At 69.0% G+C, this 14,473-nt stretch carries 17 protein-coding genes; 15 read left to right on the top strand and 2 right to left on the bottom strand.

Annotated features, from left to right (window positions below; all coding sequences use genetic code 11):
• Positions 1 to 13 precede the first annotated feature (13 nt).
• Entirely contained in the window at positions 14 to 676 is a 663-nt protein-coding gene (locus tag RN743_RS09220) for a hypothetical protein (protein WP_310779271.1), read from the bottom strand.
• 13 nt (positions 677 to 689) lie between these two features.
• The gene (gene tdh / locus RN743_RS09215) at positions 690 to 1,721 is read right to left on the bottom strand and encodes an L-threonine 3-dehydrogenase (RefSeq protein ID WP_310779268.1); all 1,032 of its coding nucleotides are present in this window, start codon (positions 1,719 to 1,721) and stop codon (positions 690 to 692) included.
• A 190-nt stretch (positions 1,722 to 1,911) separates the two neighbouring features.
• Here tdh and RN743_RS09210 point away from each other — a divergent pair, with 190 nt between their 5' ends.
• The 15 genes from RN743_RS09210 to RN743_RS09140 all read left to right on the top strand — a co-directional run bounded on the left by RN743_RS09210 (position 1,912) and on the right by RN743_RS09140 (position 14,394).
• Positions 1,912 to 2,592 carry an energy transducer TonB gene (locus RN743_RS09210; protein WP_310779265.1) on the top strand — a complete coding sequence of 227 codons (681 nt, stop codon included), beginning with the start codon at positions 1,912 to 1,914 and terminating at the stop codon, positions 2,590 to 2,592.
• 128 nt (positions 2,593 to 2,720) lie between these two features.
• Positions 2,721 to 3,419, top strand: coding sequence for a helix-hairpin-helix domain-containing protein (locus RN743_RS09205; RefSeq protein ID WP_310779263.1), 699 nt, complete (start codon positions 2,721 to 2,723; stop codon positions 3,417 to 3,419).
• On the top strand, positions 3,401 to 4,927 hold the full coding sequence (locus tag RN743_RS09200; protein ID WP_310779260.1) for an ATPase, T2SS/T4P/T4SS family: 1,527 nt from the start codon (positions 3,401 to 3,403) through the stop codon (positions 4,925 to 4,927). The genes RN743_RS09205 and RN743_RS09200 overlap by 19 nt, the downstream gene beginning before the upstream one ends.
• Positions 4,928 to 4,952: 25 nt before the next feature.
• Positions 4,953 to 6,026, top strand: coding sequence for a type IV pilus twitching motility protein PilT (locus tag RN743_RS09195; RefSeq protein ID WP_310779257.1), 1,074 nt, complete (start codon positions 4,953 to 4,955; stop codon positions 6,024 to 6,026).
• Between the two features lie 106 nt (positions 6,027 to 6,132).
• Positions 6,133 to 7,230: a type II secretion system F family protein gene (locus RN743_RS09190; protein WP_310779254.1), complete on the top strand. Its 1,098-nt coding sequence runs from the start codon at positions 6,133 to 6,135 to the stop codon at positions 7,228 to 7,230.
• 97 nt (positions 7,231 to 7,327) lie between these two features.
• Positions 7,328 to 7,762, top strand: coding sequence for a hypothetical protein (locus RN743_RS09185; protein WP_310779251.1), 435 nt, complete (start codon positions 7,328 to 7,330; stop codon positions 7,760 to 7,762).
• 109 nt (positions 7,763 to 7,871) lie between these two features.
• The gene (locus RN743_RS09180; RefSeq protein ID WP_310779248.1) at positions 7,872 to 8,297 is read left to right on the top strand and encodes a prepilin-type N-terminal cleavage/methylation domain-containing protein; all 426 of its coding nucleotides are present in this window, start codon (positions 7,872 to 7,874) and stop codon (positions 8,295 to 8,297) included.
• Between the two features lie 152 nt (positions 8,298 to 8,449).
• Positions 8,450 to 8,854: a hypothetical protein gene (locus RN743_RS09175; protein ID WP_310779245.1), complete on the top strand. Its 405-nt coding sequence runs from the start codon at positions 8,450 to 8,452 to the stop codon at positions 8,852 to 8,854.
• Complete coding sequence (locus RN743_RS09170) at positions 8,851 to 9,219, top strand: prepilin-type N-terminal cleavage/methylation domain-containing protein (RefSeq protein ID WP_310779242.1); 369 nt, start codon at positions 8,851 to 8,853, stop codon at positions 9,217 to 9,219. The genes RN743_RS09175 and RN743_RS09170 overlap by 4 nt, the downstream gene beginning before the upstream one ends.
• Positions 9,216 to 10,040 (top strand): prepilin-type N-terminal cleavage/methylation domain-containing protein, encoded by an 825-nt coding sequence (locus RN743_RS09165; protein WP_310779239.1) that lies wholly within the window; start codon positions 9,216 to 9,218, stop codon positions 10,038 to 10,040. The genes RN743_RS09170 and RN743_RS09165 overlap by 4 nt, the downstream gene beginning before the upstream one ends.
• Positions 10,041 to 10,043: 3 nt before the next feature.
• On the top strand, positions 10,044 to 11,003 hold the full coding sequence (gene pilM / locus RN743_RS09160) for a type IV pilus assembly protein PilM (protein ID WP_310779237.1): 960 nt from the start codon (positions 10,044 to 10,046) through the stop codon (positions 11,001 to 11,003).
• A gap of 22 nt (positions 11,004 to 11,025) precedes the next feature.
• Entirely contained in the window at positions 11,026 to 11,646 is a 621-nt protein-coding gene (locus RN743_RS09155) for a PilN domain-containing protein (RefSeq protein WP_310779234.1), read from the top strand.
• A gap of 2 nt (positions 11,647 to 11,648) precedes the next feature.
• Entirely contained in the window at positions 11,649 to 12,233 is a 585-nt protein-coding gene (pilO, locus tag RN743_RS09150; protein ID WP_310779322.1) for a type 4a pilus biogenesis protein PilO, read from the top strand.
• Entirely contained in the window at positions 12,230 to 12,634 is a 405-nt protein-coding gene (locus RN743_RS09145) for a hypothetical protein (RefSeq protein ID WP_310779231.1), read from the top strand. The genes pilO and RN743_RS09145 overlap by 4 nt, the downstream gene beginning before the upstream one ends.
• The gene (locus tag RN743_RS09140; protein ID WP_310779228.1) at positions 12,631 to 14,394 is read left to right on the top strand and encodes a secretin N-terminal domain-containing protein; all 1,764 of its coding nucleotides are present in this window, start codon (positions 12,631 to 12,633) and stop codon (positions 14,392 to 14,394) included. The genes RN743_RS09145 and RN743_RS09140 overlap by 4 nt, the downstream gene beginning before the upstream one ends.
• The last annotated feature ends 79 nt before the right edge of the window (positions 14,395 to 14,473 follow it).

The raw sequence follows: 14,473 nt of genomic DNA, 5'->3' as shown, positions 1-14,473 counted from the left end.
GCGTCGCTCAGGCTCAGCGGTAGAGATCGCCGACCCGCTTGTCGGTGGCCCACGCGGTGTCCACACGGATTCTGGGGCGCGACCCCCAGTTGCCGCACGAGATGAAGCCTCGCAGCCGCCCGCGGACATGGAGGATGCGATCGGTCCCCGCCTCGCGAAGCTCGGGGCTGAGGCCGTCGAGCGCGAATACCCGCTGGCTCCCGATCCACCCCGGCCCGAACAGCCAGCACCCGGCCGCCTCGCGGATCGTCCCCTCGCCCCAGGTGCGGATGCCGGAGAATCCTCCGCTGTCCGTCGCGACGAGCGTGCCGAGATCGATGTCCGTCGCGGTGCGGATGCGGTAGCGCCCGGGCGTCTCGAGCGTGATGGGCCGCGCCTCATAGAAGCTGACGTGCTGGGGCGCGCACATGGTGCGGAAGGTGCTCCGCCGCGCCGCGAGGTCGATCGAGGAGTCGGTGACCGCGAGCGTAGCCGTGTCCAGCCGCCCGCACTGGTCCTCGGACACGGGCCCGCCGAACTCGAACGAGAACGGCGCGCCCACCTCGACCGTCTCGGGATACGCGACCCAGGTGACGAGCGCCTCGCTGGGGGCGCCTTCTCCGATCCGCCAGCACCCGGCCGCCAGCAGCGCGGCGGCGGCGAAGGCCGGGACGACGGGGGCGGCGGCGCGCGCCACGGGGGCCGAAGGGCTAGTCCAGCGTGAGGACGACCTTCGCCGCCTCGCCGGAATACATGGAGTCGAACCCCTCCTCGAAGCGGTCGAACGGGAGCCGGTGGGTGATCACGGGCTCGACATCGAGACGTCCCGATGCCAGGAAGTCCCGCATCTCGATCCACGTCCGGTACATGAGCCGCCCCACTACGCCGTACAGGTGGAGACCCTTGAAGATGACGTCGCGGGCGAGGTCGACCTCCACCGGATCCTTCGGCAACCCCAGCAGCCGGACGTGGCCGCCGTTGCGGCACATGCGGAAGGCGGAGCGCACGCCCTCGGGGTGTCCGCTCATCTCGCACACCACGTGCGCCCCGTAGCCGTGCGTGAGGTCGACGATCCGCGCCTCCACGTCGCCGTCCGCCGGGTCGAGGCAGTCGTGCGCGCCCATGCGCGCCGCGAGTTTCCGCCGCCCCTCGTGCGGCTCGACCGCGATGACCCTGGAGGCTCCCGCCGCGCGCGCGATCCCGACCGCGAACAGGCCGATCGGGCCGCAGCCGACCACGGCGACGACCCGCCCCGCCACGTCCGTGTGCAAAACCGTGTGGAAAGCGTTTCCGAGCGGGTCGAACACCGCCGCCAGGTCGTCGCCGATGGAGTCGGGGACGTGGATGATGTTCGCCGCGGGGATGGAGACGTACTCCGCGAACGCGCCGTCCCGGTCGATGCCGATGATCCGCGTGTCCCGGCACACGTGCGCCTGCTCGGTGCCGCAGTACTCGCAGTGTCCGCAGACCAGGTGCCCTTCCGCCGAGACGCGGTCGCCGACCTCGATGTTCCGGACCAGGCGGCCGGTCTCGACGACCTCTCCCATGAATTCGTGGCCGAGCGTGACGGGCGGATTCACGCGATGCCGCGACCAGCGGTCCCACTGGTGGATGTGCAGGTCCGTGCCGCAGATCCCTGCCCGCCGCACCTTGACCAGCACGTCGCGGGAGCGAATCTCGGGCACCGGCGCGTCGCACAGCTCGAGGCCGGGGGCCGGCCCGGGTTTGCGGATCGCTTTCATGGCGACGGAAGATGGCTCCTGGATGGAGACGTGTCGGGTGGCGCACAATGTGCCGGAGGGCCTGACCGGGCGGCAAGCGCCGGGAACCCGCGGGGGCGGCCTTCCGTACGATGCTTCAGCGGGGGACTGCTGACCGCCGCGTGACGCCGTCCCGACGGCCTCGCGACCATTCTGGAGTCGGATCGGACCTGTGCGCACGACGACAAGGAAACGGCCGGACTGGCGATACAGGGTCGCCTCATCGCGTTCCCGCGACCGGGAGCGGGCCGTGTGGTGGGGCGGGATGCTCGCCTCCACCCTCCTGCACGCGTTCCTGCTCCTCCTGTGGGTGCGCCCGGCGCCCGAGTTCGAGCCGGCGGCCCGGCCCGGGGTGGATCCCGATCTCCCCGCCGGCGGGGGCGGCCTGAGGGCGGTCAGGGTGTCCATGCCGCGCAGGATCGAGATCCCCCCTCCGCCGCGGCCCGTCCTCGCCGTCGACATGCCCGAGATCGAGGTCCGCGAGGCGGAGATCGACGTGGCCTCCGAGCTGCTCCCCGTCGGCGCGCCGGCGCCGGCGCCCGGGCTCGGGGCGGGGGTCGGGGCCGGGGACGAGGGGGCGGGCGGGGGCGAGGGCGACGGCTACGTGTCGCCCGTGCCGAGGTCCGTCGTGCCGCACTGGGATCCCCCGAGCGCCGTCCGCGGCATGGAGGTGACGGTGCGCGTCTTCGTCGACGCGACCGGGCGTCCCAGCCTGGTTGAACTCGATCCCCCGACCCCGGATGAGGACTTCAACCGCGACATCATGCGCCAGGTGCGGGCGTGGGAATACCGCCCCGCGCTGCGCCACGGGACCCCCGTCGACGGCTGGGCCGAGATCGTCTTCATCTTCTGACGCCTTCCGACGCCTTCCGACGTCCTCCGACGCCCTCCGACACGCCCGCGGATGACCGTTTGACGACGGGTTGATCCCCGCCCCGATCCTCGGGTGGACATCGGTTTTCATCGAGGGGGAGGTGCGGGGTGTGGGATCTGAATCGCGCGGAACGCAAGGCCATGGGCGCCGCGCTCGTGCTCGTGGGCGTGAGTCTCGTGACGCGCACCCTCCTCGCGCCTGACCCGGGCCGGCTTGAAGGTCTCGACACGATCGACCCCGCGACGGATCTGGCGGGCATCGAGGGCGAGGTCGTCGCCGCGCTGACCCGCGAGCAGCGGGCGCAGACCCCGCTCGCCGATGGGGAACAGATCGATGTGAACCGCGCCCCGGCCGACGAGTTGCGCCGGCTGCCCGGCGTCGGTCCGAGCTTGGCGGAAGCTCTCATCGAGGAGCGGCAACGCGCTCCGTTCCGCGAACCCGCCGATCTGGAACGGGTCGGTGGAGTGGGAGAGGTCACCGCGCGCCGCCTCGCGCCGCATATCCGTTTCGACCCCGGGGCGCCCCGCCCGGGCCCCGGCCCCGGGGCGCGCCGCCCGGCCCCCGCCCCCGCCGCGGCAATGGTGATGGGTTGTCCGCCCGGCGGCGCACGGATCGATCTCAATCGGGCCGACCGCGCGCAACTCGAGAGCCTGACCGGCATTGGCCCCGCTCTCGCGGCCCGCATCATCGATGACCGAAGCGAGAACGGGCGATTCGAGACGCCCGAGGCCGTGACCCGCGTCCGGGGCATCGGCGCACGCACGCTCGCCCGCTTCCGGGAACAGGTATGCGCGGGGGCGCGGTGACTCCCTCCCGGGCCGCGGACACCCCGGCCCCGAAGCGGAAGCGACCGGCGTCGGATCCGAAGGTCCTTCGTCTCATCCCGGCGGAGTTTGCAAGCCGGCATCTCGTGCTCCCGCTGCGGCGCACCGGCCGGACGCTCTCCGTCGCGATGGCGGACCCGTCCGATGCGGCGCTCATCGACGACCTGCAGTTCCTCACCCAGTTCGAGATCGACGCCGTTGGAGTGGGAGAACACACGCTCCGCCAACGGATCGACCGGAGTTATGAAGCTGCCACGACACGCGGGGGCGGGCGGGCGGAGGACGTGACCGTGGCACCGCCGGCCGACGCCGATTCGGCCGAAGCGAGCGAGGAACCGGCCGTGAGGCTCATCGACGACCTCCTCGCCGATGCGGTACGACGCGGCGCCTCGGACATTCACTTCGAGCCGTACGAGAGTGAACTGCGGGTCCGCTATCGCCTGGATGGGAGACTGCGTGAGATCCTGCGGCCGCCCTTCCAGCTGGCGGCGGCCCTGACGTCTCGCCTCAAGATCCTGGCGGACCTGAACATCGCGGAGCGCCGGATTCCCCAGGACGGCCGGATCCGGATGCCGGTCGCCGACCGGGTCATCGACTTCCGGGTTTCGACGCTTCCCACGCTGTTCGGCGAGAAGGTCGTCCTCCGAATCCTCGACAGGGAGCGGCAGGCCTTCGACCTCGAATCCTTCGGAATGGAGACGCGCGCGGAGCGGGAGTTGCTCGCGGCAATCGCTCAGACGTCCGGCATGGTTCTGGTCACCGGCCCCACCGGATCCGGCAAGACCACGACGCTCTACAGCGCACTCGCGAGACTCAACACGCCCGAGGCGAACATCATGACCGCCGAGGATCCGGTCGAGTACAGCATCGAAGGCATCAACCAGGTCCAGATCCGTCCGAAGATCGGTCTCACCTTCGCCACGACGCTTCGCGCCTTCCTGCGGCAGGACCCCAACATCCTCATGGTGGGCGAGATCCGCGACCGCGAGACGGGTGGCATCGCCGTGAAGGCGGCGCTCACCGGACATCTCGTGCTCTCCACGCTTCACACCAATGATGCCGCTTCGACCGCGACGCGACTCGTGGACATGGGGATCGAAGCGTTCAACGTGGCCGTTGCCGTCAAGGTCATCACCGCCCAGCGGCTCGTCCCCCGGATCTGTCCCGACTGCCGCGTCGAGGCGAGCTACGCCCCCGAGATTCTGCGTTCGGTCGGGTTGCAAGCGGGCGGACGCGGCCAGGACGCCTTCTACCGCGGCGCGGGCTGCGATTCGTGCGATGGGTCGGGGTATTCGGGCCGTCAGGGCCTGTATGAAGTCCTTCCGATGTCTCCCGCGATCCGCCGGCTCGTCCTGGCGGGGGCATCGTCGGAGGAGATCGAGCGCCGCGCCGCCAAGGAGGGGATGATCACCCTGCGTCAGGACGGGTTTGCCAAGGCAAGAAGGGGGATCGCGACGCTCGAAGACGTCCTCAGGGAGACGCCGGCGTAGGCCGGGCCCGATGGACGCACGTCTGGTGGCACTGCTGACCGAGATGGTCGAACGGGGAGCGTCCGACCTGCACCTTACGGTGGGCGAACGCCCGAAGCTGCGGATCGACGGCAACCTCACGGACAGTCGCGCGGCGGGCGCGCTGGATCCGGACGATACCGAAACTCTCGGTCGTTCGATGCTCTCGAAGGAACAGCGTGAGGGCTTCGCGTGCGAGCCCGACTTCGATTTCGGCTTCGCGATCCCGGGTCTCTCCCGCTTTCGCGCGAACCTGTTCCGGCAGCAAGGGAGCGTGGCCTGCGCCATCCGCCGCGTCCCGGTCGAAATCCCGAGCCTGCGCGAACTCGGCGTACCCTCGGTCGTCGGCCGGCTGGCGGACAAACCGCGCGGGCTCGTGCTGGTAACGGGGCCCACCGGCTCGGGGAAATCGACGACGCTGGCGGCGATGGTGGACCGCATCAACGCGGCCCGTGCGGGCCACATCGTGACGATCGAGGATCCGATCGAATTCGTACATCCGCACAAACGATGCATCGTGAACCAGCGCGAAATCGGGCAGGACACGCCCGACTTTGCCAGCGCCCTCCGCTACGCCCTGCGCCAGGACCCGGACGTGATTCTCATTGGCGAGTTGCGGGATCCGGAGACGATTCAAGCCGCGCTCACGGTCGCGGAAACCGGACACCTCGCCCTCGGCACGCTGCATACACGTTCGGCCGCGGAGTCCATCCACCGGATCATCGATGCCTTCCCTTCCCACCGGCAGGAGCAGGTGCGCGCGCAGTTCGCCCACGTCTTCGAGGGCGTCATCACCCAGACACTGCTTCGCCGCGCGCAGGGCGGCGGTCGGGTCGTCGCCTGCGAGATCCTGGTCGCGACGCCCGCGGTCCGGGCTTTGATCCGGGAGGCGAAGGTCCATCAGATCCACTCCGCGATGCAGGCCGCGCGCAGGTTCGGGATGCGGACGCTCAACGATGCGCTCCACCGGCTCCATGCCCGGGGCCAGGTGGATTTCGAGGAGTGCCTTCGGATCACCTCGGATCCCGCCGAGTTCCGTCGCATGACGAGTACGGCCATGCCGGACGGATCCGCGCGGTGAAGGGCATCGACCCACGGAGAGCGGGTGCGACCGGCCGCCGGCGATGGCGCGGGGTGGATGATGTGGGGGCTGGCGGTCGGTCCACCTCTCTCACGGTCGGGAGCCTGTGACGTCCGCGGCCGCGGACCTGATCCGGCGCGTGAAGCGCCGGATCGTCGCTCCGCCGGCACGGGTGAAGACGCGTGATCTCGTGCTCTTCACGCGGCAGTTCTCCGTGATGACCAGTGCCGGGTTGCCGCTCACCCGGACACTGGAGACCCTCGCGCTCCAGGCGGAGAACCCGGTGCTTCGGCAGGTGGCCCGCGACACGCTGCGAGATGTGGAGGCCGGAAACACGCTCGCCGGCGCGCTCGGCAGACACCCACGCGCTTTCACGCAGCTGTACGTGAACATGGTCCATGCGGGCGAATCCGGGAGCAGACTGGACGGGATTCTCGACCGCCTCGCCACCTTCCTCGAAAAGAGCGAACAGATCCGTCGAAAAGTGAAGGGCGCCATGTTATATCCGGCCGTCGTGCTCGCGGTGGCCATCTCGGTCATCGCGACGCTCCTTCTCTTCGTGATCCCGACGTTTGAGACCGTCTTCGCGAGCTTCGATGCGATGCTCCCCCTCCCGACACGCGCGGTCATCGGTCTTTCGGGGATCGTCCAGAACTGGTGGTGGGCACTGCTCGCCGCGGCGGGGGGCGCCGCCCTTATGCTGCGCCGCTGGATCGCCACGGACGCGGGCCGGCTTCACTTCGACCGTATGCTGCTGCAACTGCCGGTACTGGGCCCGCTGATTCAGAAGGCCGCGGTGTCCCGCGTCACGCGGACCCTGGGGACGTTGCTCTCGTCGGGCGTGCCGATTCTCGAGGGGCTCGAGATCACGGCGCGGACGGCGGGGAACCGCGTGATCGAAGACGCGATACAGGCAAGTCGGGTCGCGATCCGCCGTGGTGACTCCATCGCGCGGCCCCTGCGCGAGACCCGGGCCTTCCCACCCATGGTGGCCCGAATGATCCACGTCGGAGAAGAGACCGGCGATCTCGATGGGATGCTGTCCCGGATCGCCGATTTCTACGACGACGAAGTCGATGCCGGCGCCGAGAGTCTACTGAGGATACTGGAGCCCGCTCTGATCGTGATCCTTGGAGGTCTCGTCGGCGGGATGATCATCGCCATGTACCTCCCCATCTTCGAACTCATCAACGCGATCCAATAACGTCCCGTCGACCTCGTGAGACGCGGATCCCTGCGCTTGCGGGGCTTCCCCCCGTTCCTCTTCTTGCCGCATGTCCGCGAGCACAAACGAAGGAGACATGATCCGCCGCGGGTCGGCTCCCTGCGTGCGGGATCTCCTCCGCCAGTCGGTTGACGTGGCCTTCGAACGGTACGGATGCGTGGCGGCGGACCGACGGTCCGGCGACGACCGGTGGCTGCGCTTCGAGGCTCCGAACTGGACATTGCGCCTGCGAGCCAGGCCGGACCGGATCGGTGGTCCGGCACGGATCCGGTCGTGGACGGCCGCCTTCGCGGAGGGGTTCGCCACCGTGCCGGAGGCGTTGCAAGCCCTGGGGTTGCCGCCTCCCGAACCGTCGGCGGGGACGAAGGATGTTCGTCTGCCGCTGCGTGACGGCGCCGGGAGGGTGCATTCGCTGACCCTGTCGGTGCGGCATGGCCGAATCCGCGCCGCCACCGGCTTCGATGAACCGCCGGACTGGGACGTTGAGACTCCGTTGCTGGACGATGCCTAAGTATGGGGTAACCGTCCGCGGTCGCCGGCGCTCCGCCGGAGCCGCGGCCCGCGCAGCCCCACCGGGGGTGCTGCCGAGAATCCAACCTGGGGCGGAAGTGAGGAGAGGGATGAGAAGAGCGACGAGGAGTGGTACGGAGGGGTTCACGCTGATCGAACTGCTGATCGTGGTCGTCATCATCGGCATTCTCGCGGCCATCGCGATTCCACAGTTCACCAGCACGAAGGAGAAGGCGTTCGATGCCGCCGCGCAGAGCGACATTCGCAACATGATGACGGCTGAGGAGGCGCACTTTTTCAACAACCAGGCGTACGCGGCGGTCAGCGTGGCCGCCGGCGGAGGGGCGGACCTGGACGGCGACGGAACTCGCGACTTCCAGGCCAGCACGAACATCGCGCTGTCGGTGACCGCCTATACGGACGGCTACCAGATCACGGCGAAACACGCATCCTCGCCGAACACCTGGTGCGTCAATTCGTCGTCGGCGAACGCCGAGGGAGCCGTAGGACAGATCGTCGAGGACACCAGCTGCTAGCCGGACGCCGGCGGTTGATACGCCGTTGAAGCGGGGGACGATGCTTAGGGAGAGGATCGGAAACGCTCATTCGAGGAAGGGAGCACCCCGTGCAGCATGGCGAATCACCTGGACCCCCTGGATCGCGATCGGGGCGGAGCGGGTTCAGTCTGGTGGAGGTCGCGGTCGCGCTGGCGGTCGCCGGATTGGCCGCGACCTTCATCATCTCGCGCGAACCCCTCGATCGGTTCAGTCTGACGCGAGCCGCCCGGTTGGCGGAGTCGCAACTCACGCTGGCACGCCTCCACGCCGTAGCGACCCATGCACCGACCGCAGTGACTCTCGCGGAGACGCGGCTCGAAGTATCGGGGAGGGGAGGGTCGCTGCTGTCTCGCGTCGACCTCGGGGGGCGGGCTCTCGGCCGGCTCGACTCGGTGCGGCTGCAGCCCTCCACACTCCGCTTCAACGCCCGGGGACACGGATCTTCGGGTAGCGTCTACCTGTATCGCGGAGAGGGCGGCATTCGGCTCGTGTCGAACTTCGTGGGCCGGGTTCGCGCGGAGCCGTTTCAACATTGAAGACCGCGGGCTTCAGTCTGGTCGAGGTCCTGCTGGCCATCGTCGTGACGTCCGTCGGGGTTCTCGGAGCGGCGGGCGTTGTGCTCGGGATCGGTGCCCAGGCGCTCCGGGCGGCGCGGGGGACGGAGCGTACGCTCGCGGGGCGAAACGCCGTGGAGTCCCTCGTCCGGGCCGGACACGCCGTGGCGATCTCCCACACGAGCACCGTCGACATCGGCGGACGTCGATTCGACGTCTCGCACGACGTGACCGAACACCCGCCGCGGCTCAAGCATGCCCGCGTGACGGTGTCCCGGCCGCCGGCCCCGGCGGCGGAACTCGACATCGTCCTCGCGCGGCCCCGTCCGCTGCCTGCTGCGCCATGAGCGCCCCGCGCCGCCGCCAGGGAGGGTTCACGCTCGCCGAGATGCTCGTCGCGCTGACAGCCGCCGGCCTGCTCATCGCCTTGCTCATCGGCCTGCTGGGAAGCCAGAGCGCCTTCCACCTGCGCAACGAGGACACGATCCAGGCCTCGCAGATCACGCGCGCCCTGTCCGACGGGCCGGGGGCGGAGATTCGCGGCGCCGGGCCGGGCGACCTGCTCGTCGCGACGCACGACACGGTGTCCATCCGTGTCGACATGTTGAGGGCGGTCGTTTGCCGCAGCGGGAGCGGTTCGATCGATCTCTTCGTCTACGATTCCATCGCCGCGAACCCTCAGCCCCGGTGGCGTGGCACGGCGTTTTCCGGGCCGTACTCGGCGACCTGGGCCTACGCGGACGGACTCACGCTCGTCTCCGGCGTCTCGGCGGCGGCGGAGACCGCCTGCCGGGCGGCCGGAGCGGATCGTGCGAATCGGATGCCGACCCGATGGTTCCGCCGCGCGGGCGGCTGGGGCCGAGGCCTCGCCCCGATGCCCGTGCCCGGCTCACTCGCCCGCGTCTACGGACGGGTCACCTACGCCATCCATCCATCGGATTCCGAGCCGCGGACCGTGTCCATCCGGCGCAACGGCCAGGAGTTCGCGTCACCGCTCGAGCCCGGCGCGGCGTTTGAGTACCGGTTGTCGAGCGGCGCGATCCAGGCCGACGTAGCGCCCGGGGACCTTCCCCGAGTGCGCGAGGTCCGGCTGACCGGCACGGCCATCGGCCGAAACGGGCGCGCAGTGGGCCGGCAGGTCGTTTACGCGATTTCGCTCCGCAACTGAGACATGAGGCCATTCGGATTGCGGCGCCGGAAGACGACAGTCGGAGTCGATATCGGCAGTGGCTTCAGCAAAGCCGCGGTGCTCGAGCATGGCGAGAACGGGCCGCGCCTGAAAGCGCTTGCGACCGCCCGGAACGAGGCGGACGCCGTGCGCGGTGGGACGATCCGGGACCCGGAGCGCGTAGCCGACACGCTTTCCTCGATGTTCAGGCGGGAGCGAATCAAGCCCCGCGATGTCGTCATCGGCATCGGCGGGCGCGATGTCCTGAGCAAGGTGATCGAAATCGACCGGATGGATGAGGCGGAGGCCCGTGCCGTGATGCCGTGGGAAGCGGAGCAGCACGTCCCCTTCGACATGAAGAACGTGGAACTGGACTTCGCGATCATCGATCCGGACGGCGAAGGCTCCACGATGACCGTGTTGTTGGCGGCGGCGAAGCGAGACGTCGTCGAGACGCGGGTCGCACTCGCGCGGCGAGCGGACCTGAACCCCACCACGGTCGACGTAGAGGCCCTGGCCCTTCGCAACGCGTTCGAGGCGAACCATCCGAACGCCATGAAGGATGTGACCGTACTCGTCGACATCGGGGCCCATTCGACCACCATGCACCTGCTCCGGGACGGACTCCCCCTGCTGACGCGGGAACTGGCCATCGGCGCTCCGACCGCGGACGAACTGGACGAGTGTGCCCGCCGGATCGCGCGCGGCATTACCCGGACGGGGGCGTTCGTGGAGACGGGACCGGGGATCGCGGGCGTATACCTGTGCGGAGGAGGAGCCACGGCGGCCGGACTGATAGAGGTTCTCGCAGAGACGACCGGCGTTGAAACGCGCCTCGCGAGTGCGTTCGAGCGCATCGAGGTCGCGCCGGACGTCGCGGACCGGACAGATTTGGGCGCGGTGGCGCCGCTGCTCATGCTCTCGGTCGGACTGGCTCTCCGGTCCCCGGTCCGGGGCGGCTGAGCGCGAGTGCGCGGGTAAGGCCGTGATCGAGATCAACCTCCTGCCCGAGTCTCAGCGTGCGCGGCAAGGGCTCGCGACCGACGGGAACGCCGGAGCCGGTCTGCGCATCGACGTTTGGGGTGTCGCACTACTGATTTCGGCGCTGACGATCCCGCCCGGCACGGCCGCGTTGTGGTGGGTGCACCGGACCGAAGCCCTTGAACTCGGCGCGCGGCTCGACGCGGTTCTGGCGGACTCGGCGCGGCTCGCGGAACTGCGGGCCGCAAGCGACAGCCTGGCGGCCAGATCTCGGGAAATCCGTGAGCGCGTCGCCCTGGTTGAACAATTGGACCGAGACCGGTTCGCGTGGCCGCACCTGATGGACGAAATCAGCCGTGCGCTCCCGCCCCCGGCCTGGCTGACTTCTCTGCGTCAACTGTCGCCGCCGCCCGACCTCTCGGTCGAGCTCCACGGGGTTGCGGGCCATCCGCTCGCGATCACGGAGTTCGTCCGTGCCCTGGGGATGTCGGACCACATCACCGATGTGAAGATCGTCGGGAGCCAGCAGCAGAGGTCCGAGCCCGATCAGGTCTCCCGGCAGGCCTTCACTCTCGTTCTTCGGCTCGGCCATGCCCCCGCCGAGCGGCGGGTCGGGCCCACTTGACCGTGCTGTCCGGGGATTTCCGCGCCCGGTACCGGGTGCTCGGGCTCGTGCTCCTGCTGGGCCTCGGGACGGCCTTCCAGCTGCGCTTCTGGAACCCACGCAAGGTGGAACTGGCCGCGCTGGCTGAGCGGGTCGAGCGGGCCGAGCGCGCCAACGCGCTCGCCGGGCCGGGTGACGGCAGCCTCGCCGCGATGCGCGAGGATCTCGTGCTCGGTGAACGACAACTCGCCGAGTTGAAGCGGCTCGTCCCGCGAGAGGGTGACGTTGAGGCCATCTATGAAGCCATTGCGGCCGAGACAGAGTCGCTCGGTCTCGAACTCGTCCACGCCCTGCCCGCCGATCCCGTGGCCGACTCCACCGAGTACTTCCTGCGGCAACGGTGGGCGCTCCAGGTCGAGGGGGCGTACCACGATGTCGGGACGCTCCTGACGCGAATCGCCGGCTTCGCCCGTCTTGTACGGCCCGAGGTCGACGAAATCCTGCCCTCCCGGATCGCCGACTCCGGTCGGCAACTCGTTCACGCCCGCTTCAGCCTCGAGACCTTCGTGCTTCCACCCGAGGACTACGTTTCGCCGGAGGAAAGATGATTCGGCTGCTTTTCGCCGTCGTGCTTGCCGCGATGTTCCGGACCGGGCCATCGGAGGCCGCGGCACAGACACGGCCGCCGGTCTACGAGCGGGAGGTCTTCACCTACCCCGCCTTCGACCGACGCGACCCGTTCCAGCCGCTTCACCTCGACACGCGGACGGGGCCCCGTTTCGGCGACCTTACGCTGGTCGGCGTGCTGTACACCCCGCAACTCGGAAGCGTGGCGATTCTGACCGATCGCACGACCGGCCGGCGATACCGCGCCCGCGAACGCGACAACATCGGCGCGGCCCGCGTCGTACAAATCCGACCGGAGGAGGTGGATTTCGTGATCACGAGTTTCGGGGTCAGCCGTCGGGAGACGCTGCGCGTGCGCCGCGAACGGGGGACGGGAGCATGATCTCGCGGATCATTCTCCCCTTCGCCGCAGCGCTTGCGGCGGCGCCCGCAGCCGAAATGCGGGAAGTGAGGATCGCGTCCCAGGGGACGGAGACCGAGATCACGGTGGTCCTCGGCGAAACTGCCACGTACCGCCACATGGTGCTCACCCATCCTCCGCGGCTGCTCCTGGACATACAGGCGGGGAACGCGGGACTGGCGCAGCGCCGCTACGAGGGGATCAACCGCGGCGGAGTTCTCGGCATGCGTTCAACCCAGTTCCGGCCCGAGACGGTGCGGCTCGTATTCGACCTCGATCGGGAAATCGCCTACCGCGTCACTGCGGACTCCGGGGCGATTCGAGTGACCTTCCGGAACCCCGGGCCGCCTTTCGTGGCCTGGTCCACGACGGAGGTTCAGGACGCTTCCGTGGCGGACATGGGAGGACCTGCCGGGCCGCCGCCCGTCGTGCAGGCGACCGAGCCGCGCATCTCCGTGGTGTACGACAGCGCCAGCATGCTCGACGTACTCGCCGGTTTCTCCGAGTTTGCGGACATCTCCGTCGTCCCGAACGGGGATGTCGCCTCCGTCGTCGTCCGAGGCATCGACATCCGCGACCAGCCATGGGACGTGGCGCTCAACGCGATCCTGTCCGCCCAGAACCTCGGCTGGCACCGGACCGAGAGCGGGATCATCGTCGTGGACTGGCTGGAGAACCTCCAGGCGCGGGATCAACTGCTCAGCGAAACGCGCGTAATCCGGGTCAACTACGCGCGGGCGGATTCGGTGGCCGAGACGCTCCGGCACCTGGCCACGCCCAACCGCGGCCAGGTCGTGTCGTTCTCGGGCAGCAACACCGTCATTGTGACCGACGCACCGTCCGTCGTCGCGCGGATGGACACGATCGTCGCGGCGCTGGACCGGCGGCTCCCCCAGGTCGCGATCGAAGCGAAGATCGTGTTCGTCGATCGGACGGACGTACAGCAACTGGGAATCGTGTACGACCTCAAGGAGCGGAGCGGCGGCGCCGTGGAGCAGGGCCTCAACGACTTCATTGCGGTGCCCGACCCCAACGCGCCGCCCCAGCTCGTCGATGTGGACGGCGATGGCACCGTGGATCAGGGCTTCGTCCGGCGGACGAACGAAACGCTCGTGAGCCTGGGGGGTTCGGCGGTCGCGGCGCTGGCGAACGCGAATGATCGTCCGATCGGGCCCGCCCTCCAGATCCTGACGGCCGTGGCCTTCGGCGATTTCTCCCTCTTCTCGTTCCTCGAAGCGCTTGAGTCCCACCAGTTGTCGGACGTACAGGCGGCGCCGTCGATCCGGGTCGTGGACCACGCGCACGCGAGGATACAGGTGGGCGAACGCACCCCGATCCGGGTCCTGGAGCCGGGAGCCCAGACCGAGTCCGCGCGGGTCAACGTCGACTTCGAGGACACGGGGATCATTCTGGATGTCGTTCCGCACGTGACGAACAACAACCAGATCCGGCTGGAACTGATGGCCGAACGGTCCGGCCTGAAGCTCGGACTCTCGGATGTGGGCTTCGTGTTCGAGAAACAGATCGGTGAGACGACGCTGTTGCTCGATGACGGCGAGACGGCTGTGATCGGCGGACTCACGCTGAGCGAGGTGAGCCGGAGCCAAAGCGGGATTCCCGGGTTGATGAACCTTCCGCTGATCGGAAATCTGTTCCGGAGCACCAAGGAGAACGAGGTGAAGCAGGACCTCATCATCCTCGTCACACCTCACATCATCCACCGCCGCCCCGAGGGACGATAGGGGGACGGCAGGTTGCGGCTCCCGCCCTCGGCGCATCCTTTTCCCGCCGTTGGAAGGGCCGTTCGATGAGGAGCGATCC

The organism is Candidatus Palauibacter scopulicola (assembly GCF_947581915.1).
Lineage (GTDB): Bacteria > Gemmatimonadota > Gemmatimonadetes > Palauibacterales > Palauibacteraceae > Palauibacter > Palauibacter scopulicola.
This window is presented reverse-complemented; position numbering and strand designations above follow the sequence as displayed.

Excerpts from the sequence above, each read along its gene's own strand:
- RN743_RS09180 (WP_310779248.1), top strand. The coding sequence starts at position 7,872 with ATGAGAAGAGCGACGAGGAGTGGTACGGAGGGGTTCACGCTGATCGAA.
- RN743_RS09140 (WP_310779228.1), top strand. The coding sequence starts at position 12,631 with ATGATCTCGCGGATCATTCTCCCCTTCGCCGCAGCGCTTGCGGCGGCG.
- RN743_RS09185 (WP_310779251.1), top strand. The coding sequence starts at position 7,328 with ATGATCCGCCGCGGGTCGGCTCCCTGCGTGCGGGATCTCCTCCGCCAG.
- RN743_RS09200 (WP_310779260.1), top strand. The coding sequence starts at position 3,401 with ATGCGCGGGGGCGCGGTGACTCCCTCCCGGGCCGCGGACACCCCGGCC.
- tdh (WP_310779268.1), bottom strand. The coding sequence starts at position 1,721 with ATGAAAGCGATCCGCAAACCCGGGCCGGCCCCCGGCCTCGAGCTGTGC.
- RN743_RS09145 (WP_310779231.1), top strand. The coding sequence starts at position 12,230 with ATGATTCGGCTGCTTTTCGCCGTCGTGCTTGCCGCGATGTTCCGGACC.
- RN743_RS09165 (WP_310779239.1), top strand. The coding sequence starts at position 9,216 with ATGAGCGCCCCGCGCCGCCGCCAGGGAGGGTTCACGCTCGCCGAGATG.
- pilM (WP_310779237.1), top strand. The coding sequence starts at position 10,044 with ATGAGGCCATTCGGATTGCGGCGCCGGAAGACGACAGTCGGAGTCGAT.